This window comes from Acetobacterium fimetarium, assembly GCF_014284475.1.
Classification (GTDB): Bacteria; Bacillota; Clostridia; order Eubacteriales; family Eubacteriaceae; genus Acetobacterium; species Acetobacterium fimetarium.
This window is the reverse complement of record NZ_WJBC01000030.1, coordinates 1-22,112: the sequence shown is the minus strand read 5'-3', so window position 1 is coordinate 22,112 and position 22,112 is coordinate 1. Positions and strand designations below refer to the sequence as shown.

Below are 22,112 nucleotides of genomic sequence, written 5' to 3'. Positions count from 1 at the left end.
GCGTTCGTCCTGAGCCAGGATCAAACTCTCAATAAAAGTTTGTATTTAAAGCCTTTCGGCCTTTAAATGCTGTCTCATGAATACTTAAGTTTTATACTCTACCGAGTGCACTTTATCCTCTGCCGAGCTGATGTTTTATAGAGTGCATCTCTCTGTTTCTATTTCGCCGAAATCCCGAAGGATTTCAAGGCTATTTACAGGTTTTATGGTACTATTCTCTTTTCTATGACCGCCGCTCCGACTTACGAAGCTTTTATATTATATCGTCGTTTCTCTTGATTGTCAAGCTGTTTTTTGAAATTCTTTTAAGTTCATTTCAGTTATTCAGCTGTGTGTCTGTCGCCTCTGCTCGAGACAACTTTTATAGTATACGTCGTTCTGCCCACTTTGTCAACATCTTTTTGGAATTTGTTTTATGTTTTGCAAAATATCTGCAATTCAGTATGGTTGCTAATGAAATCACATCAACTGAACGATCCGACAATCCCGTTCAAACAAAAATAAAAGGGCTCGGTATCATCTGATTCCGAGCCTAATATTGAATTTAATCGATTGGTTTCATTGTCGGGAATAGAATAACGTCTCTGATCGTATGCTGATTGGTAAATAGCATAATCAGTCGGTCAATGCCGATTCCCAAACCGCCCGTTGGCGGCAATCCAACTTCCAGCGCATTGATAAAGTCGGCATCATAAGGATGCGCTTCATCATCACCTTCCGATTTCTTTTGAACTTGCGACATAAATCGCTCTTTCTGATCGATCGGATCATTCAATTCCGAGAATGCATTGGCGCACTCTGCGCCATTAATGAATAACTCGAAGCGTTCAGTGTAGCGCGGATCTTTGGGATCTTTCTTGGCCAGCGGTGATATTTCAACCGGATGCATGGTTACAAAGGTTGGCTGAATCAATTTGTCTTCGACGTATTCATCAAACACTTCTGCCATTATTTCACCTACACTGCCGTCTTTTCCTTCGACATCAACATGCAGCTCTTTTGCCGCCGCACGCGCTTCTTCCACATCTGTCATGACATCGAAATCAACGTTGGCATATTCCTTAACAAGATCAACCATCCGTGCTTTTTTAAATGGCGCCTTTAAACTGATCTCTTTATCACCATATTGAACAATCTCTGAATGGTTTACCTCTTCAGCAAGAAAGCTGTACAGCTCTTCAATCATCTTCATCAGATCTTCATAATTTGCATACGCTTCATAGGATTCAAGCAAGGTGAATTCCGGATTATGTGTCGCATCCATCCCTTCATTTCTGAAAACACGGCTCATTTCATACACTTTATCAAAGCCGCCAACAATCAGACGTTTCAAGGACAATTCCAACGCAATTCTACAGAACAACGTAATATCCAAGGCATTGTGGTGTGTAACAAACGGTCTTGCATTGGCTCCACCCGCTATACTTGAAAGGACTGGCGTTTCAACTTCGAGGAAACCACGCGCATCATAGAATTCCCGAATTTTCCGCATAATCAGCGATCGTTTTTTAAAGACATCTTTAACTTCGGGATTAACGATCAAGTCAACATAACGTTGACGATACCGCAGATCCATGTCTTTAAGCCCATGATATTTTTCCGGCAGCACTTGTAAGGATTTGCTCAAAAGGACGATTCCAGACACTCTGACGGAAATCTGGCCCATTTTTGTTTTGAAAATTTCGCCCTTGACGCCAACAATATCGCCAATATCATAGGTTTTGATTTCATCGTAACTCTCTGGCAGCAAGTCTTTCTTCAGGAACAATTGAATTCTTCCCGTAGAGTCTTGAAGATCATAAAAGCCAACTTTTCCCTGGCCTCGTTTTGACATAATCCGACCCGCCATCGTTACTGCTTTTTCTTCATATGCTTCAAAGTTCGCTTCAACTTCATTCGCAAGAGCACTTACATCAAAACTTGTTTGTTCGAACGGATTCTTCCCTGCTTCTTGTAATTTTTTTAATTTATCTCTTCTGACTTCTAAAATTTCACTTAGATTTTCTGTTGTCACTTTGTTCCCCTATCTACGAATTTCTATAATTTGGTATTCTGCTTCACCATCTGGAATTTGCACTTTAACAATTTCACCAACTTTCGCCCCTAAAAGAGCCGAACCGATCGGTGATTCATTGGAAATGCGATTATTTTTCGGGTCTGATTCTTGAGAGCCGACAATTTTATATTCTGCAACTAGATCGAATGCGCGATTTTTTATTTTCACGACACTCCCTACGCCAACATCTTCAGTATGTATATCTTCATCATCAATAACCTGAACAACTTTTAATTTTCGTTCAAGCTCTGATATTCTTCCTTCAACAAAACCCTGTTCATTTTTGGCTTCATCATATTCTGCATTTTCACTCAAATCGCCGAATTCACGTGCGACTTTTATTCGATCGGCAACTTCATGCCGTTTAACTGTTTTTAAGTATTCAAGTTCCTTTTTCATGCTATTAAAGCCATCTTCAGTTATGATTACTGCTTTTCCGTTTGCGCTCATTTTTTTACTCCTTCATATGACACAGTTTTTTATCCTCAAAATCATGAGTGTTATTATAATTTTTTTAATTATTTCTGTCAAGTTTGTGAACAGTCATGATTCTATTCGTTTTATTCTTATTTTCCAATCATTGTCTTTCCCCACATTAAGTGAGTCAGTTTTTCCGGTACGACAACTGTTCCGTCTGCCTGTTGATAATTTTCCAGAATTGCCGCAAATGTTCGACCAACAGCCAGTCCCGATCCATTTAAGGTATGCAGGAATCGCGTCTTTTTCGTTTCACTATCGCGGAAACGGATATTTGCCCGTCGAGCCTGATAATCCTCAAAATTTGAACATGAGCTGATTTCCACATAACGATTGTAGCTTGGCATCCACACTTCTATATCATAAGTTTTTGCAGAGCTGAAGCCAAGATCTCCGGTGCATAACTCAACCACGCGATATGGTATTTCCAGCAGTTGCAGAATTTGTTCCGCATCGTTGGTCAACGCTTCCAGTTCTTCATAGGAATGATCCGGATGGACAAATTTCACCATTTCCACCTTATCAAACTGATGGTTGCGGATAAGGCCGCGGGTATCTCTCCCGGCTGACCCGGCTTCCTGTCGGAAACACGGTGTGTACGCCGTAAAAAATTTCGGCAAATCTTCCTCACTCAAAATTTCATCCCGATAAATATTTGTTACCGGCACTTCCGCCGTTGGCACCAGGAAGAAATCCTTGCTGGGGATATAAAAAGCGTCTTCTTCAAATTTCGGCAATTGTCCGGTACCGGTCATGCTATCGCGATTAACCATAAAGGGTGGTGATATTTCCGTATAATGGTGTTCCGTGCAGTGAACGTGAAGCATAAAATTAATCAGTGCCCGCTCCAGCCTTGCGCCATCCCCTTTGTACATGCTAAACCGCGTGCCGGTAATCTTTACCGCTCGCTCAAAATCGAGGATGTCCAAATCAACACCAATATCCCAATGCGCTTTGATTTCAAAATCAAACTTTCGGGGTTCGCCCCATTTTCTAATTTCTACATTATCCGAGTCATCTTTTCCCACTTTCACCTGCGGATTGGGAACATTCGGAAATGTCAGAAGCTGATAGCGTATCTCTTCATCCAGTGCTTTTATTTCATCATCCAAGTCCTTTATTTTTGCCGCCAGTTCCTTCATCTCAGCGAAGATCACGGAACAATCCTTGTTTTCTTTTTTCAATAGGGGAATCTCTTTTGTCACCATATTCTGGCGATTCTTCATTTCTTCAACTCGTCCTAATGTTGCTCTTCGCTTTTCATCCAATGTGAGAAGTGAAGTCAAATCATAATTTCCCCGTTTATCCAATCCCGCCTGAATTTCTTCTTTATTATCTCTTATTCGTTTTATATCAAGCATTTTTTCCTCCTGATTTTATTATATATAATACTACTGAGTCACACCGGTAAGTTGTTGCAACTGAGCAAGTACCTGTCCTAATTCATTGATTTTCTGTCCATAACCAGCCCAGTCTCCAGACTGCTGTGCCTGCTGCGCTTCTTTAAATAAACTGTTGGCTTTAACCGACAATTCCGAAGTGGTGCTGCCGCTTCCCGCACTACCACCGGTTGCTCCAGCAATGCTGGTGGCCAATTGACCACCAAAAATTTGATTTAATGCCATATCAAGTGAATCTGCCATTATAATTTGATTTTGATAACACACAATGACCTTTTTTAGCTCCGGCAAGTTGTTTTCTCCACTGGCAGCCTGTATGTAAATCGGTTCAACGTAAAGAATCGCATTTTCAATGGGAATCGACATCAGATTTCCGCGCAGCACACGGGAGCCCTGTTGTCCTAAAAGCGTGAGCTGAGGTGATATGGTCGTGTCTTGATCAATCCGCTGTTCAATTTGCATCGGACCATAAATCAACTGTTGCTTGGGGAACTCATATAAAATGAGTTTTCCGTAATCCGCTCCATCTGAAACACCTGCCAGCCATCCAATCATGTTGTCTTTATTTTTTGGTGTAAAAGAAGCCGTCAGCATAAATTCTTCATTGCGATCTGGTAGCTTCATGATCGTATAGGAAGACTCTACTGTCGTCTCACTCTTTTCGGATTCACTATACTGCGTCGCTGTTTCCCACTGATCTTCTTTATTATAGAAGGACAATGAATCAGACATATGATAGGTCTTGTACATATCCGACTGAATATCAAACAGCGTCTTTGAGTATCGTATGTGTTCTCTGATTCCTGCCGGCATTTCAGAAATGTCTTTCAGGAATCCGGGGAAAATTTTTCCATATGTATCCAGGACGGGTTCATCTTCCATCTGATAAAAACTGACATCGCCATTGTATGCATCAACAACAACTTTTACGGAGTTGCGGATATAGTTATCGCCTTTTTCATCATAGGGTTGCGAATACGGGTATCGGCTACTGGTCGTAAAGGCATCGACTATCCAATACAGCCGTCCATCTGAAATCACCATATAGGGATCACTGTCATACTCCAGAAATGGTGCGATGGTTGTAACCCGATCCATAATATTCCGATTAATAATCATGTTGCTGTCAGCAGTCACCTCGTTGGTCAAAAGCAGCTCTGGCGACGCAAAATGTAGTGCAAATGCCAGCTTATTAATCAGGGACATTTTGATTCCCGCTGTTCCGGTATAAGTGACCTCCTGATTATTATCGCCCTGCGGATAATCAAATTCTGCCGTTGCGCAGTTGGTAACAACGTAATCATAGTTGCTTTCCCCAAAATAAATGCGCGGTTCCTTAATGCTTAATTCTGCCACATCAGTCATCGGTGGAATATCTTTGACGAGAAGATCCGGCTGTCCTACCTCATTTGTTTTATTCACAGGTGATACTGCCATTCCAAAGCCGTGGGTATATTTCAAATGTTGGTTAACCCATGTTTTAGCTTCATCAGGGAGCAGTTTATTATCCATCTCTCTTGTTCCTAAAAACACCTGTGTATAGGTTCCATTGACACGATAACGATCCACATCAACATCATAAAACTGATAGTAATTTCGAAAACCCTGAAGTGAATTATACATATCCTGGGTTGGCGTTTGATCATTAATTGGGATATTATCAATCGTAATGTTATTTTCCTGAATGTCGGCAGCCGTTATTTCCTGTGTCCCTGAAAACTCTTTAACATCTACATCGGTTAGAGAGTATGCCGCCTGAGTCGCCTGAATATTATCGGCAATGTAGGTTTCTTCCTTAGTATATTGATTTGGTATAACAACCAGCGACTGATAAATACTCTGACCGACGCTTCCTACGATCACAACTCCAACTAGAACAATCGGGCCTGCAACCATCATGCGGTATTTCTTCTGATAACCTGCCAACACCGAAGTAACTGCAAGAACAAGGCAAAGAATCCCCTTGAAAATAATGACTTTTAATCCCACATCAATATCTGATGCGCCGGCACCGAAGACGATTCCCGAAGCAGAATACAATAGTTGAAACGCTTCTAAAACATAGCCTAATGCAAAGATTATAAAAAGAATTCCTAAAAAAATGCCGACCTGTTTTGACGCAATCTCCAAATATGTTTTTAAAATCCCTTTTGTATTGTATTTGAGTGATTCTAAATCCTGAGTCTGATTAATCTCTATTTTCTTACCCTGATAGAGCGAATAAGCCGTGTACAGAAATGTGAGGACTGCAAAGGTAATAAAACAACCGATCAAGATCGAATATAACGCCTCATAAAGTGGCAATCCAAAAAAATACAGAGATAGATCCTGATGAAAAATCGGATCCGTAACATTGAACTGCGACTGATTGATGAACTCCAGTATCTGATACCATAACTTATCCGAGATATAAACGGTTAGAAGTAATGCGACAATTCCGACGATAACTAGCATCGCCGTTTTTTGTTTTTTCGTTTTCTTCTGAACACTGTCTGTATATTTTTCTGAGATATGATTCAACAATTTCACATAGAAAAATAAAACCAGTGATAAACCGAGAAATATCGGAACACCAATTTGAAGCTTTGTAATGAGCTCCTTAAAAAATATTTCCGTATACCCCATTTCGGAAAACCATAAATAATCGATATAAAAGTTATTTGACGATAGCAGCACCAAAATAACAAAAACTGCCACACCCAGTGTAATAAAGAGTTTATTCCTGCTTTTTCTCATTTTTTCCATCTTTCATCATTCGATATTATTTTAATCTAATTTTAATATTATATCACATAATTTATGAACTTCATCATAAAATGCAATTTTTCTTCTTGATATCATCACATTGCAAAAAATCTCCGCCGTAAATTAACTGACTCGAATTGATGCGATGCGTTTTCACAGCGACATCTTCTACAACAAAATCAAAATAACTGTCAGGATAGGGTTCATCAGCCAGGGTAAAGTGCCACCACTCCTGTTGCATCGGTTCAAATCCTTCTGAACGCATGAGATACCTGAGTTGGACGCGATTTTTGCTTTGTTCCAGGCTCAAATGATCATAATCACTGAAAGAACGCTCAGAGAAGAAATCGAATTCGCCACCCATATCGATTTCTTTTCCCGTTTCAATATTGACGACGGTAAGATCCACCGCGCTGCCCCTGGAATGCGATGATTCTGTCGCAATAAAGCCTCCTGCAAAAATTTCCTGTCGGGTTATTTGCGGATAATAACGTTCTTTCGTTTTCCCATCCTCGGCCTGATTACCCCAACGGATAAAGTGTTCCACCGCCCGCTTTGGCCGATACCCGTCAAATACTTTGAGACTGTACCCATCATTCGAAAGATGTTTTTGAACTCTGGCAAGAGCAATCATTGCTTTTTCGGTCAGTAAAATAATCGGTGCTTCGTACCCGTCAATTCGCTCACCTACAAAATTTTCTCCTGTATAATATTTTACATCCGTCATGATTCCAGGTATTTCCATGGAGATATCCACAAAATCGTTCGGACGCACAATTATATTTTTTTTCATCAACACTGTCCCCTAATTCAATACGTTTTTAAACCTATTTTTTTATTTTATCCGATGCACGGGATGATTACCAGCAATAATTGTTTTTTATCTTGAATTGTACAAATCATTACTCCGGTTTTATCAGCACCCGATTAAAAAAAGATACCCGTAATCTACAGGTATCTCTATTGGTATTATTCTTGATGCATTATTTTATGTCCAGGACCATCTTCCCGATACTTTCAAGTTTTTTCTCTGTCAATCCACAATCAAGCAAATAATCAAGTTCATCCAGTGTCCCTTGTCCATGAGAAACCAGGGTCGCCCCGGAATCACTGCCCAATGCAATTTTCACACTGATTGCATTGGCTTTTTTCACCATTGATCGATGTTGTCGATAATAAGCTTCCGACACTTGTTGATACTTTTTCATCGGACTGTCATCACTGCATTTGGCGATATTTGCGAAGGGTGCCAACGTCGGTACCCACACAACGTCACTTTCACGCATCGCGCAAAGGCAGTCATCATCTATTCCGTAACCATGCTCAATCGTGTCCGCACCCGATGTCAAAGCCATCATAATCCCTTTGGGGGTATTCGCATGAACCATTACTTTTAAACCACGCTGATGCGCATGATCGATCATTGCCGTGCATTCACTTTTCGAAAATCCCAAAGGTTCGGTTGCACCCAATTCTGTAAAGCTCATAATCCCGGTAAGAATAATTTTTATAAAATCCGGTTTTCTTTTTATGAGTGCATCCATCTTCTGAATGCCATCTTTTCCGTTCTCAACCGGATCTCCCAGGAAATCGCCATAATGACCTTCTTTATAAAAGGCGCGTATCGGTGTTCTGAAAACCAAATCGGAGTCTTTTGAAATCTCTCTGAGAACGATTCCCACTCCTGATGCATCACCACCATCACGCAATCCTTTTATCCCCTTCAGCTGATATGTCAGGATGACTTTTTCCATCGCTTCAACCATATTCCGGTGATTGATTTGCGATTTATTAACCTTTAAGAAATTACCTAATCCACAGTGGATATGACAGTCAATGATCAATTTTCAGACTCCTTAAACTTTAAATGTTTTGCTGTTACTTTCATAACTACATTGAAGCCGAATTCTTTCGGGTTTTCGACTTCATCAAAGACGTCTGAACTTTCCAAAAATAAAAACGCCTCCTCAAAATGAACAGTTTATTAGTATAAACTGTTCACCTTAAGAGAGGCATTAAAGAATGTCCAGTTTACCGGCATTCTATTTTCTTTCTGGTTATTTAGACACTGGTGCGATTCCAGCCATGTCAAGAATCTCTGGAATTCTGTTTTCCCAACCTAATGACATGATGTGAACACCCTGGCAATAGTCTTTACATTCTTTGATCAGACGAGCACAGATTTCGACGCCTGTGTCACCAGCTTTCGTCTTTTCTTTATCTGCTTTCAATTCTTCAATCATATCATCAGGAACATGAACACCGGCTACATTGGCATTCATATAACGACACATACCAACATTTTTCGGAATGATGAGCCCCAGTTGAACAGGTACACCAAACTGTTTAGCTTGTTCCATAAATTTGATGAATTTTTCCGGTTCATAAACGCCCTGAGTCTGGAAATATTCACATCCGGCTTTCACCTTTGCTTCCATTTTTGCCAGCTGGACATCCACAGAGTCACTACATGGTGATACAACTGCACCCTTTGCAAACTTAGGAGGAGCGCCATCAACAGCGTTGCCCGCAAGGTCAAAGCCTTCTTCTAATCTTTTTACCGCGTGAATCAATGACACGGAATCAAGATCGAATACCGGTTTTGCCTGAGGATTATCTCCCAGTGTGGTGTAATCCCCCGTTAATAGCAATAAATTCTCAATACCCAGCAATGCAGCACTTAATACATCCGACTGTAGGGCAATTCGGTTTCTGTCCCGACAGGTTATTTGAAAAATCGGGAGTAGTCCCTCATCTTTCAAGACCTTACATGTTGCCAGTGAACCTGTACGCATAACTGAAGATTGATTGTCCGTTACATTCAATGCATGGACTCGGGTCTTTAAATATTCATGCGCATCTTTAATCAAGTGGTCAATTTCGACCCCCTTTGGAGGTCCCACTTCTGCAGTTAAAACAAACTCGTCACGTTGAAACAGCTCAGTTATTCTCATTTATAATTACTCCTAATCATCTTAAATTATTGGTTATTCTGCGGTCTGGATTTCCGAAATTCCGAAGTTTCGCACTTTTGGCGCATCATATTTCATGGCATCCAGTTTATTCAGTTTCTCCAATTTTCTGTAAATTCGTTCCCATCCGCATTCCATATCCTTGTCGACTTCACACTTGCCATTTTTGGCGCCGCCACATTGGCCGTTGACCAGGCTTTTTGAACATGCGGTAATCGGGCAAATCCCTCCGGTACCATTCAGATAGCATTCACCACACTGTCCACAATCAACATTCAGCGGTGTAACACCCTGGAATCCTGGTAATGGATAGGTATCGCAGCAGGAATATACGTGTTTATCCTCAAATTGAGCTGCAACAGTCTGAATTCCAACGCCACAGGAGAATACCAGTATGGTATCTGCCGCATTGATTTTATCCATGTGTTTTTTCAATTGCAGTTTCAGATTGTCCGGATTACAGATATAATCTGTTGTAATGATCTGGGTCACTTCTTTACTGGCTGCAAGTTCTTTTTGTAGTTCATCTGCTTCGTGTTCAGCGAAATAGACTTCTTTGCAACCGTGGCAATTTATGATCACAATTTTTCCTTCAGCTAAAGATTCAATTGTCTCTTTTGATTTTAGTTGGGTAATCAGCATATTATTTACCCTCCCTTATGGCAGTTTTTCCAATTTTGATTCGCTCAACAATTGGAATTTTTGATGAGCAGATATATTCACAGCATCCACATTCAATACAATCCATTGCATTCTGTGTTTTCATGCCTTCCCAGTCTTCTGTCAGTGCGTATTTGGTGAAATATAGCGGACGAAGTTCCATTGGACATACGTCTGCGCAACGTCCACACTTGATACATTCCACAGCCTCTTTGACCGTGGTTTCAACGGCGATAATCCCATTGGAGCACTTCAGCATTGGAACATTGAGGTTTTCCTGCTTGAAGCCCATCATTGGACCGCCGATTTTAATGGTAACATCATCGCCAATTACATCACCGCAATGGTTGACGATATCTTTGACAGAGGTACCAACCTTCACTAAGTAATTGCCAGGTTTGTTCATTCGATTTCCACTGACAGTGACAACGCGCTCGATCAGCGGCATTCCTGTCTGGATCGCATCCGAAATGGCTTTGGCCGTGCTCACGTTGCTTACGATTGCACCGACATCCATTGGCAGTCCGCCACTTGGAACTTGCTTGCCCATAACCCGTTTGATGAGCATTTTTTCAGCTCCTTGTGGGTATTTGGTTTTTGCAACGACAATTTCGATGTTTTCGATATCGGCAGTTTTTGCCTGCAGCAATTCAACAGCATCCTGTTTATTGTCTTCAATTGCAATCACCCCTTTTGGTGCTCCCGATGCTTTCATCATGGCTTTTAAACCATAAATTACTTCATCAGCAAACTCCAGAAGAACCCGGTGATCCGCTGTTAAGATCGGTTCACATTCGCAGCCATTAAGCATTACCAGTTCAATCGGTTTAGGTGCCTTAAGCTTAACTGCCGTTGGGAATCCTGCTCCACCCATACCGACGATTCCCTTTTCACGGACAATCTCGATGATTTCATCGGGTGTTAGGTTCTCCAGTTTTCCGGCTGGTTTTACCGACTCGTCAAGCGTATTCTTTCCATCTGATTGAATAACAATCGCTAAGCTGTCCATTCCGCTAACCGGATGACGTCGTGGTTCGATGGCGACAACGGTACCGCTGACACTGGCATGAATAGCACTGCTTACGACCCCTTTTGCATCAGCAATTTTTTGCCCCATTTTTACAGTCTGTCCAACTTCAACGATGGGTTCAGCTGGTGCACCGGCATGCTGTGACATTGGAATCACTACATTGATTGGATCCGGGAAAGGTACCAGTGAAATATGTTCACTTAACTCTTTAAATTCAGTTGGATGGATTCCGCCGTAGTATCCTTCGTAGCGTTTTTCGCGGACAGAATCGACATACTCACTGATGAACTTGCGATTTACTTTGGAATAATCGCGAAGTTCTACCGGTTTGTTCAACAGTTCCTGCAAACGTCCCTGTTTTTCCAACCTTTTGTAGATAAGCTCCCAGCCACAATCCATTTCCTTGTTAACTTCACATTTGCCATTTTTAGCGCCACCGCATTGTCCGTTCAACAAGCCTTTTGAGCAGTCAACAACCGGGCAGATTCCTCCGGTCATGTTCAGATAACACTGGCCACATGCTTCGCATAACGTGTCTGTCAATGCCATTCCATGATAGCCATCAACGGCGATGGTGTCGCTTGCAGCATACACCGGAATTTCCGCCAATCCTGCAATTGTCTGAATTCCCAGACCACATGAAATAATAAATACATTTTTGGCTTCTTTCGGAAGAATCTCTTGAAAGCTCTTCGATGTCAACGGTTCATTGCACAGAAAGTCGATTTTTGCACTGCCTACGATATTTTTTCCCTGTTCTTTAGCAATTTCTTCAAACAGACCGCATTCTGGCTCGTCAAAACTGTCGAGTTCCTTAAAGCACTTGTTGCAGGCTATAACAAACAAATCATCCTTGTCTGCCAGAACCGCATCGAGCTCTTCCTTTCTTTTTAGTTTAAACTTCGTGTAATCCTCCAATTGCATACCTCCTTTGTTTTTTTGTGATTTATAGTAAGCCGTTTTGCATTTTACAGGCTTTGATTACATGTTTAGCTAATAATGCTGTTGTGATAGGTCCTGTTCCACCACCGCATCCTGGTGTTGCAGAAGTGATCATGGCTACTTTGTTCAAGCAATCTACATGAGCATCACCGGTTCTGATTTTTTTACCGTCTTCATTTAAAACGAATTCTTTATTCGCATCTTTCATCTGAGCCATTGCAACATCGATCAAAATACAGTTTTCGTTCAACATTTCTGGTTTTACTAATCCGTAAATTCCACATGCTGTTACAACGATATCTGCTTTTTTAGTATATGAAGCGGTGTCTTTAGTAAATACATGACACATTGTTACGGTTGCGAATTCGTTTGTTAACATGATTGTAAGTGGTTTTCCCAATACGTTGGAGTTGTTGATAACAACAACATCTTTGCCTTTAACATCGATGTTATAGTATCTGAACATTTCCATAACGCCTTCAGCTGTACATGGGAAGAATCCTCTTTCATCAGCGATCATCAATTTTCCTAAGTTTGTCGGATTAAGAGCATCTGGATCTTTTTCAGGACTTAACAGATATTTAATTTTTTCTGCGTCGATTTGTTCTGGCAGTGGCTGGAAGATCAAAACTGAATGAATGTTTTTATCTTCATTGATTGATTGAAGTTTAGCAATAAAATCAGCTTCTGTTACTTCAATTGGGAATTGTACAGATTCAACTTCGATATTGGATTTTCCCATTCTTGTGATAATACTTTTCTCGTAAGAAATTGAACCTGGGTCTTCTCCAACACGCATAATTGCCATTTTTACCTGGATGCCTTTTTCTTTTAATTCATTAGCATCTTTCAGTACTTCAGCCAGCATCGATTCGCTGACTTCTTTTCCACTTAATAATTTTGCTGTCATAATTACAATACTCCTCTTAATTCAAAATTTAATTGATAATCTTTATGAAAGTTGTTTTTCAACTTGAGCATAAACACGGTCACAAATTTCAATGCCTTTATTCAACATTGGCTTGATTCTGTTATTAACATCTGCAACATAATCCTGATCTTTAATCGTTTTAATATTGATCAGAACGTTTACCCAGCCACTGATCATCGCAGCTCTTAAACACTGAACGCCACAGGCAACATCACTGATAGCCAGAGCGGATCCTTTGCCAACCAGTTCTTCCTGCAATAATACTGCTTTGTAGCATACTTCGACGATTTCGAGAGGAATGCTGCAAGCAACCTTCGTGCATTCTTCCAGAGTTTTTTCTTTAAACGCTTTTTCTTCTTCAGTTTCCTTGGGAAGTCCATAAGCTTTTGATAAAGGTAAAAAGTTTTTAGCATCTTCATCAATCATTGCCAATAGACGATCCTGTAGTACCTGAGCTTCTTTTAAAATACGTTGAATGTCTTCTTCATATTCAGCATATTTTTTCTTCCCGGTGGTTAAGTTTCCAACCATGCCAGCTAAAGCAGTCCCAATGGCACCAACTAAAGCGGCTGCACCGCCACCACCTGGAACAGCAGCTTTGCTGTACAGGGCTTCAACAAATTCAGCACATTTTTTTTCAGAAATAGACTCGTTTCCCATTCATTAACTCCACTTTCATCATTTGTATAAAATTTAACAAGCCAGTTGGACTAAGAGGCTCCCCAACAGGGAACCTCTTCAGTCTACTTGTCTTGCGTCTGTTTTTTATTTCTAGAATAATCCTGAAATTACGCCGTTTTCATCAACGTCGATTTTTTCAGCTGCTGGAACTTTTGGAAGTCCTGGCATTTTCATGATTTCGCCTGTCAAGGCTACGATAAATCCAGCACCGGCTGAGATATTAGCTGCCCGAACAGTGATTCTGAATCCAGTTGGACGGCCCAATTTTGTTGCATCATCAGTCAAGGAATACTGTGTTTTAGCCATACAGATTGGCACTTTATCAAAACCAAGTTTTGTTAAGTTTGCAATTTGTTTGTCTGCTTCCGGAGTATAGTCTACGCCGTCTGCTCCATAAATCTTTGTAGCGATGGCATTGATTTTATCTTTGATTGACATATCAAGATCATAGCTGAATTCAAAAGTTCCTTTGCTTTCGTCAATTAAACGAATAACTTCTTGAGCCAGTTCTTTTCCGCCTTCGCCGCCTTTTGCCCATACTTGAGAAATAGCAACATTAACGCCTAATTTCTGGCATTCTTCTTTAACTAATGCTAATTCTGCTGGTGTATCCAGTGGGAATTCATTAATTGCAACTACTGCTGGCAATTTAAATACCTGAGTAATGTTTTCAACATGTTTTAATAAGTTTGGCAGACCTGCTTTTAATGCGACAAGGTTTTCATTGTTTAAATCAGCTTTTGCCACGCCACCGTTGTATTTAAGGGCACGAACAGTTGCTACAATGATAACTGCATCTGGTTTCAGGTTAGCCATTCTGCATTTAATATCCAGGAATTTTTCAGCACCAAGGTCAGCACCGAATCCGCCTTCTGTTACAACATAGTCTGCAAAATGCATTGCCATACGAGTAGCAATTACTGAGTTACAGCCATGAGCAATATTAGCGAATGGTCCACCATGAATGAATGCTGGGGTTCCTTCTAATGTCTGTACCAGGTTTGGTTTTAATGCATCTTTAAGTAAAGCTGCCATTGCGCCTTGTGCATTGATATCAGAAGCCTTAACAGGTGTTCCGTCAACACTGTAAGCGACAATAATTCGTCCGCATCGTTCTTTTAAATCAACGATATCACTTGCCAGACAGAAAGCTGCCATTACTTCAGAAGCAACGGTAATGTCGAAACCGTCTTCACGAACAACACCGTCTCCAGATCCGCCTAAACCATCAACGATATTTCTTAATTGACGGTCATTCATGTCAACGCAACGTCTCCATGTGATTTTTTTAGGATCAATTTTCAGTGAATTGCCTTGTTTAATATGATTATCAAGCATTGCTGCCAATAAGTTATTTGCAGCGCCAATAGCATGGAAATCGCCTGTAAAATGAAGGTTAATATCTTCCATTGGAACAACTTGAGCGTATCCGCCGCCGGCAGCTCCACCTTTAACACCAAATACTGGTCCAAGAGAAGGTTCTCTTAACGCAACCAGGACATTTTTTCCTAATTTTGCCAAACCATCTGCAACACCAATTGTTGTTGTGGTTTTTCCTTCGCCTGCTGGTGTAGGGTTAATAGCGGTTGTAAGAATTAAACGTGCAGGTTTTTTACCTGTATTTTTCTTTAACAGATTGTAGTCAACCTTAGCTTTATATTTACCATATAAATCCAAGTCGTCTTCTGTTAAACCTAATTTAGCTGCTATCTCACGAATATCTTGTGGTGTAGCCTCTTGTGCAATCTCAATGTCTGATTTAAAACCCATATCATTTCCTCCAATACTTTGATAAATTTTTAACATATCTATATGATAGCTGATTTTACAAAAAAAATCAAATATTATATAAGACAATTTTTTACTATAAAAAATCGAATAACGTTTACATTTCTTGGGTCTATCGTAAAAAACGCAACAATATTTTACTCTACCAGGCAGAACAGCAACTATTTTTGTGCAAGCACCGTATTTTTACATCATCATTATGCCACATTTCGCAACATAATTGATCATAATTGTTCCATTTATCTGTTTTTTGTGCAAAATTCACCCATTTCGTAAATTTAACATTTATTATATATTTATGGATCGATGTCTGCCACCTTTCTGCTCGTTATCTCTATATTGTGTTCAAAACTATTATTCGGTCCTCTTGTTGCAACCAACTTCAATCCAACAATTCTCGATTAAAAATCACCACTCTTATACTAGCTAGTCTTATATTTACCTGTATATACGATCTTTTTTTATACTATCACTCTATTAATCAAATGTCAATATTTTTTCTTTCTACGCCAATTTATTTCATTTTATTGTTTGTTATTTCTCAAACAATCATGTTTGTGGTATTATATTGTCTTTTTATCGATATATATACTAATGAGCTAGTTAGTATTAAGTCAATATATTACGCTTACCTGTTATGTGCACTCCGTGTGTTACCACTTTTTTGTCTATTCAAGATGGCTAGTACCAGTACGCAGGAAGTGTTGCTCGCGTCCATAAACCATCAGCTGTTGACACTCATCCTTGCGGCACACAAAAAAAGACGAGACCTTTTAAAGTCTCGTCTAAACTCGATATTGTTTTTCTATTTAATCGGGCCAATTGTTCCCTGTCGATATGCTTTACTGTATTTTCTGCAATGCTTGTCTTTTCCAAGAAGTGCATACGCTGCAAAAATTGTTCCGATCATATCTTTGTTAAGAGGATCCAGCACTGCCGAATCCATTCCCGCTTGAACCGCAAATGCCATGAATGTTTTATTCATTAAGGCCCGCAGCGGCAAACCGAATGAAATATTGCTGACTGCCCCAGTTATATGAATTGTGGGATATAATTCTCGTATCTTTTTAATTTCCTGGACTAAATTCAAAAACGAATTATTATCGGTTGCTAAAGCCATCACGCAGGGATCAATGTGAATGCGGTCTGGTGTTACTCCATATTTTGCCGCCTTTTCAACCATCGCCTTAGTTATGTCCACTTTCGTCTGAACATCATTGGGAATTCCTCGGTCATCGCAGGTAAGACCTACGACTTCCCAGTCATTTCCTTCCATTAAAGGCAGAAGTACTTCACATTTATTGCCTTCTTCTGAAATCGAATTGATCAGTCCCGGTTTATTAGCATATTTGAATACTGCTTCAATCACTCGAGGGTTTGGGCTATCGATACTGAGGGGAACATCCGTTGCATCCTGCACGACGTCCATTAGCCATGTCAGCGTGTCGATTTCAATCTCCGGTGCCGTGCTTGCGCAAACGTCAATATAGTCCGCCCCTGCTTGTGCCTGCTTTATTGCACGATCTGCAATAAATGCAGCATCCCTTTTTTCAATCGCTTCCTTGACTACAGGAATCGTTCCATTAATTTTTTCTCCAATTATAATCATTCGATATAAACCTCCCTTTTTTATGCGACGATACGTGGCATCGTTTTCATCCGCAAATAAGTCAACATGTAAACACAGGTGCGATGCTTAGACTACCATTATCCACTTATTTTGTCAATATTTTTCCCGAAACAGAGCTATTTATCTTCCATTTTATTGAATGCATTATCTAGATCAAGTATAATGTAGATATTATTTCAGTAGATAATGATACGATACTTTTATTTTATCATATTATGAACAAGAAAGGACAAACTTATGTCTTCATTGAAAAACATTCACGTAAATTTTCCGTTATTGGAGAAAAGCATCACTGTTGAAACCGGAACAACCGTTGCCGACGCATGCAGTTTAGTTGGATTCCCGCAGAATCTTGTTTGCGGCGGAAAAGGAAAATGCCAAAAATGTCTTGTTACTGTACGCGAGAATGGTTTGGTTTCTCAGGTTTTGGGATGCCAACATGCCATATCACAAAATATCGAGATTTTTATTTCTCAGGAAGCTGATTTATCCCAAATTCTTGAAACGACAGATAACGATCAACTCAGCTTCAATCCACGAGTCAAGGTCGTTAACGTCCCGTTTTCAGAACTCAAAACCGACATGTGTTCCTATGATCATGAAACGATCAGAAAGGTATTAGATCAGCCTGTCACGATTCCGTCTTTAGCGGTTTTGCAGAAATTTCCTGCTGCCTTTCATTCCAAAGACAGTTCTTCATTGAATTTTGTCCTGTTCGATAACGAACTCATCGATATTGTCCCTGGTGATTCAGAATTCAAAGCTTACGGCGTTGCCTTTGATATCGGAACGACTTCCGTGGTCGGCTATCTTTATGATTTCACCACCGGAGTCCTTGTGAGTCAGGACTCCGCTCTCAATAAACAAATCTCTTTTGGGGGAGATGTCATTAGCCGAATCGATTTTGCGTCGGCTTCGGCGGAAAACCTCAAGAAAATTCAAAATTCTATCCTGGAAACCATTAACGATATTCTGTCCAATCTGTATTCCGAATCCAATCTCAGCCAGGAAAGCATTTATGGCTGTGTTTTCTGCGGCAACAGCACCATGTCGCACCTTTTCTTCGGTCTCAATCCTGTTCATTTGGGGTTAGCCCCATTTACAGGTATAACGCGGGATAAAATAACCCTCACCGCAGCGGATCTTGCAATTAATATGAATCCGCTTGGCCGCATTACCTTTTTACCTTTGCTGGGTGGTTTTGTCGGAGCCGACACCACTGCTGTCCTGTTAAGCCTTCCCAAAGATGATTCTTACCGATTGATGATCGATTTGGGAACAAACGGTGAAATTGCCGTTGGCAATCAGAACCGATACTACGTCGCTTCAACCGCCTGCGGCCCCGCTTTGGAAGGCGCCGGTATCCATATGGGCATGCGCGGCACCTCAGGCGCCATTGAGAAGGTTGCCATCGTCGACAATGATATTCGCTACCACGTTATCGGCAATGTCCCGCCTATCGGTTTTTGCGGCTCAGGTATTATCGATGCCATTGCCATGCTTTTTAAGGAAGGTCTTATTTATGACCGGGGCAATTTTGTTAAAGGTGACGATCTTGAAGCACATCCTTTAAAAGCCCGGTTTAAGGTCGATGAAACCGGGCAGCGTTACTTTGTTTTTGTAACAAAGGAGGAGCATCCCGACGGTAAAGAGATGGTCATCACGCAAAAAGATATCCGTCAGGTTCAATTAGCAAAGGCCGCCATTTATACTGGCTGTTGTCTGTTAATCGAAAATTTTGGCATTCAGCCAACCGACCTCACTGAAATTGTCATTGCCGGCGCTTTCGGCAATTATATCGATGTCGACAATGCGCAATTTATTGGTCTGCTGCCTAAATTTGAAGGTGTTCCCATTCGTTCCATCGGCAATGGCGCCGGCACGGGTGTGCAACTTTTTCTCCTGTCGCAGGATGAAGCAAAACGCTGCGAAGCGATCCCCAAAATTACGACACATGTTGAATTAGCCACTGACCCCAATTTTTCCCGAACCTACATGGGCAATACCACACTTGGTCATAATGGATTCATTGAAGAATCCTGATCCGGATGGGCTTCACATTTTTATGCTGAAAGGATAATCAATTATGGAAAAAGCAGCAAAAATTCTTTTATTACTTACCGGAGGAACCATTGGCAGCGCCGTCAGTGATGGCTGTATCGATGTTGACAGCAGCCGTGGCGATGATTTATTGTCGATTTATCAAAGTCTCGGCAAACCGCCGGTTGATTTTGAAATATTCCGCCCTTATAACATGCTCAGCGAAAATGCGGAACCGCAACACTGGCTGCAGATTATCAAAGCACTCCAATCCTTTGATCTGCGCAATTACGATGGCGTCATCATCGCTCATGGATCCGATACGCTTCCCTATACCGGTGCCGCCTTATGCTACGGTCTTGAAGCCCCGCTCCTGCCGATCGTATTAGTCGCTGCAAACTATGCGATCGGTGAACCCAACAGCAATGCCATCAGCAATTTTTCAGCCAGCGTTGATTTCATCTGCAATCTGAAACTTCCTGGTTTCTATGTGATTTATGAAAACAGCGATCACCAAACCTATGTCCATCTGGCCTCTCGTTTACAGGAAGCAGATTGGCTGAAGGACGATTTCACCAGTTTCGGAGAACCTCTGGGTATTTTTGACACCCGCGGACTTTGCTGCACCCCCGCACCGCGTAATCCGACCATGCAAAAACTTTACAACCCGGCTCCTGAAGATGTTCCCCAGGTCAAAGCGTTTCGAAATGAAATCCTCGCCCTTCGGGCTTATCCCGGTCTTAACTATCAGTACATCAACCTGGTGGGTGGCCCTGTCCGCGCGGTGCTGCATTCCCTCTATCATTGCGGAAGCGGAAATGTATCGGGCGATCACGGCACTTCGCTTGTGAATTTTATAAAAAGCAACCCGCAGATTGATCACTATATGATCTCCTATAAAAATATACATGGCGACCTTTACGCCTCATGCCATCAGCTCATTAAGGCCGGCGGCATTCCATTGGAAAACATTTCCTTTGAAGCGGCGCTGACAAAGCTGAACTTTGCTTACAACCAGCAGGAATACTCTCCGCAAAACTATATGCGACGGGAATTCTTCTACGAATATGTCAGAGCCTCAAAAGAAAACGGATTCGTCATTTAAGCCAGTTATCCAAAAATCACAGATATTCAAATTCTGTGATTTTTTTGTTTAATCATCTCGTGAAGTGACAGCAAATCGAAAAAAGCAAGCATTTCGTGTATAAATAACACGAATTCGGGAATACATTATTGCATAGGCATTTTAAGACAGTACAAAAATACAAAGGTACCTAATAAGGAGGTAAAACACAATGCTGACTGTTAAAGAGAATTTGAAGGAAGTCATGAGTGGCGGAAAACCGGATCGTTTTGTCAAGCAATATGAGTTTTTGCAGATGGTAATGACCGTACCATTCACCCGTAAAAAACCACCAATCGGCGGCGAAATTGTCAACGAATGGGGCGTAACAGTCCGATGGCCGGAAGAGCAGCTTGGCGCTTTTCCAGTTCACGATGATGAACATATCGTAGTAAAAGACATCACCGAATGGAAAAATTTCGTCAAGGCTCCTAATCTCGACTATCCGGACGAGGCCTGGGCACAAGCCATTGCTGATGCAAACGCCGTTGACCGGGAAAATAAATATGTCACCGCGTTCGTAGCGCCCGGTTTATTTGAACACACTCATTATCTGATGCGCATGGAAAATGCATTGATGGATTTCTATGAAGAACCGGAAGCGATGCATGAACTGATCGATTATCTGACCGAATTTGAACTGAAGTATGCAAAAGAAGTCACCGATCATATCCATCCCGATGCACTCTTTCATCATGATGATTGGGGCAGTCAGATTTCAACTTTCCTTTCTCCGGCAATGTTTGAAGAGTTCTTTGTACCAGCGTACAAAAAAATCTACGGCTACTGGAAAGACCATGGCGTTGAACTGATTGTTCATCACAGTGACAGTTATGCCGCTACTCTGGTACCCTATATGATCGAAATGGGGATTGATATCTGGCAAGGTGTCATGACCACCAATCACATTCCTGATCTGATTAAGCAATACGGCGGTAAAATCACTTTCATGGGTGGTGTTGACAGTGGCGTAATTGATCATCCGGCATGGTCAAAAGAACAAATTGAAAAAGAAGTGACGAGAGCCTGCCGAGAAAATGGAAAACTCTACTTCATTCCGAGCGCCAGCCAGGGGCTTGGAGTCAGCTCATTCCCGGGCGTTTATGAGGCAACCGACTATGCCATTGATAAAATGACGAAGGAGATGTTCTGAATTAAGCACGATCAATAACCCCATAACAATTTTAAGGAGGTACTAAAATTGATAATAATCGGCGAAAAAATTAACGGTGCTATTCCTTCCACCGCGAAGGCGATTGCGGCAAAGGATGCAGAATTTATAAAAAATCTGGCCATCAAACAGGCCGAAGCTGGCGCAGACTATATTGATGTCTGTGCATCAGTCGATGATGATATTGAGCTGGAAACCATGAAATGGCTGATCGATATTGTTCAGGACGCCACCGATGTGCCGATTGCAGTGGACAGCCCCAATGTCTATACCTGCATCGAATCGATGAAATACTGTAACAAACCGGGCCTGTTCAACTCCGTATCGCTCGAAGGCGACAAGGTTGATGCGGCATTTAAAGTCATTGCCGATACCAAATGGGAGTGCGTAGCGCTGCTCAACAGCGACAAGGGAATTCCCAAAACCGCTAAAGACCGTCTCGATGTATTTACCGATTTAATGGCGA

16 protein-coding genes and 1 pseudogene are annotated in these 22,112 nt (G+C 41.3%); 4 read left to right on the top strand and 13 right to left on the bottom strand.

What is annotated here, in order from left to right:
- Window positions 1-544: 544 nt before the first annotated feature.
- From lysS to GH808_RS13675, 13 genes and pseudogenes are all read right to left on the bottom strand, one after another.
- Window positions 545-2,014, bottom strand: a complete 1,470-nt coding sequence (lysS, locus tag GH808_RS13735) for a lysine--tRNA ligase (RefSeq protein ID WP_186843361.1) — start codon at window positions 2,012-2,014, stop codon at window positions 545-547.
- Between the two features lie 9 nt (window positions 2,015-2,023).
- On the bottom strand, window positions 2,024-2,506 hold the full coding sequence (gene greA / locus GH808_RS13730; RefSeq protein WP_186843360.1) for a transcription elongation factor GreA: 483 nt from the start codon (window positions 2,504-2,506) through the stop codon (window positions 2,024-2,026).
- Between the two features lie 116 nt (window positions 2,507-2,622).
- Complete coding sequence (gene serS / locus GH808_RS13725; RefSeq protein ID WP_186843359.1) at window positions 2,623-3,894, bottom strand: serine--tRNA ligase; 1,272 nt, start codon at window positions 3,892-3,894, stop codon at window positions 2,623-2,625.
- 30 nt (window positions 3,895-3,924) lie between these two features.
- A complete protein-coding gene (locus tag GH808_RS13720; protein WP_186843358.1) occupies window positions 3,925-6,669 on the bottom strand; it encodes a UPF0182 family membrane protein in 2,745 nt (914 codons plus the stop codon).
- 175 nt (window positions 6,670-6,844) lie between these two features.
- Window positions 6,845-7,471, bottom strand: a pseudogene (locus GH808_RS13715) (M15 family metallopeptidase); the annotation flags it as partial.
- Window positions 7,472-7,661: 190 nt separating this feature from the next.
- Window positions 7,662-8,522 (bottom strand): amidohydrolase family protein, encoded by an 861-nt coding sequence (locus GH808_RS13710; RefSeq protein ID WP_186843356.1) that lies wholly within the window; start codon window positions 8,520-8,522, stop codon window positions 7,662-7,664.
- A gap of 213 nt (window positions 8,523-8,735) precedes the next feature.
- Window positions 8,736-9,632, bottom strand: a complete 897-nt coding sequence (locus GH808_RS13705) for a methylenetetrahydrofolate reductase (protein WP_186843355.1) — start codon at window positions 9,630-9,632, stop codon at window positions 8,736-8,738.
- 33 nt (window positions 9,633-9,665) lie between these two features.
- Entirely contained in the window at window positions 9,666-10,292 is a 627-nt protein-coding gene (locus GH808_RS13700) for a methylenetetrahydrofolate reductase C-terminal domain-containing protein (protein ID WP_186843354.1), read from the bottom strand.
- Between the two features lies 1 nt (window position 10,293).
- Complete coding sequence (rsxC, locus tag GH808_RS13695) at window positions 10,294-12,264, bottom strand: electron transport complex subunit RsxC (RefSeq protein ID WP_243166226.1); 1,971 nt, start codon at window positions 12,262-12,264, stop codon at window positions 10,294-10,296.
- 22 nt (window positions 12,265-12,286) lie between these two features.
- Window positions 12,287-13,192, bottom strand: coding sequence for a bifunctional 5,10-methylenetetrahydrofolate dehydrogenase/5,10-methenyltetrahydrofolate cyclohydrolase (locus GH808_RS13690; protein WP_186843352.1), 906 nt, complete (start codon window positions 13,190-13,192; stop codon window positions 12,287-12,289).
- Window positions 13,193-13,234: 42 nt separating this feature from the next.
- Complete coding sequence (locus tag GH808_RS13685; protein ID WP_186843351.1) at window positions 13,235-13,873, bottom strand: cyclodeaminase/cyclohydrolase family protein; 639 nt, start codon at window positions 13,871-13,873, stop codon at window positions 13,235-13,237.
- Between the two features lie 111 nt (window positions 13,874-13,984).
- Entirely contained in the window at window positions 13,985-15,664 is a 1,680-nt protein-coding gene (locus GH808_RS13680) for a formate--tetrahydrofolate ligase (RefSeq protein ID WP_186843350.1), read from the bottom strand.
- Between the two features lie 823 nt (window positions 15,665-16,487).
- Complete coding sequence (locus GH808_RS13675) at window positions 16,488-17,291, bottom strand: methyltetrahydrofolate cobalamin methyltransferase (protein WP_186843349.1); 804 nt, start codon at window positions 17,289-17,291, stop codon at window positions 16,488-16,490.
- Window positions 17,292-17,549: 258 nt separating this feature from the next.
- Between GH808_RS13675 and GH808_RS13670 the strand changes: the two genes are divergently transcribed.
- From GH808_RS13670 to GH808_RS13655, 4 genes are all read left to right on the top strand, one after another.
- Complete coding sequence (locus GH808_RS13670) at window positions 17,550-19,355, top strand: ASKHA domain-containing protein (RefSeq protein ID WP_186843348.1); 1,806 nt, start codon at window positions 17,550-17,552, stop codon at window positions 19,353-19,355.
- Window positions 19,356-19,398: 43 nt separating this feature from the next.
- Window positions 19,399-20,457 carry an asparaginase gene (locus GH808_RS13665; RefSeq protein WP_186843347.1) on the top strand — a complete coding sequence of 353 codons (1,059 nt, stop codon included), beginning with the start codon at window positions 19,399-19,401 and terminating at the stop codon, window positions 20,455-20,457.
- A 190-nt stretch (window positions 20,458-20,647) separates the two neighbouring features.
- On the top strand, window positions 20,648-21,628 hold the full coding sequence (locus GH808_RS13660) for a uroporphyrinogen decarboxylase family protein (protein WP_186843346.1): 981 nt from the start codon (window positions 20,648-20,650) through the stop codon (window positions 21,626-21,628).
- Between the two features lie 48 nt (window positions 21,629-21,676).
- The coding region (locus GH808_RS13655) for a dihydropteroate synthase (RefSeq protein ID WP_186843345.1) at window positions 21,677-22,112 on the top strand (436 nt) is incomplete at its 3' end.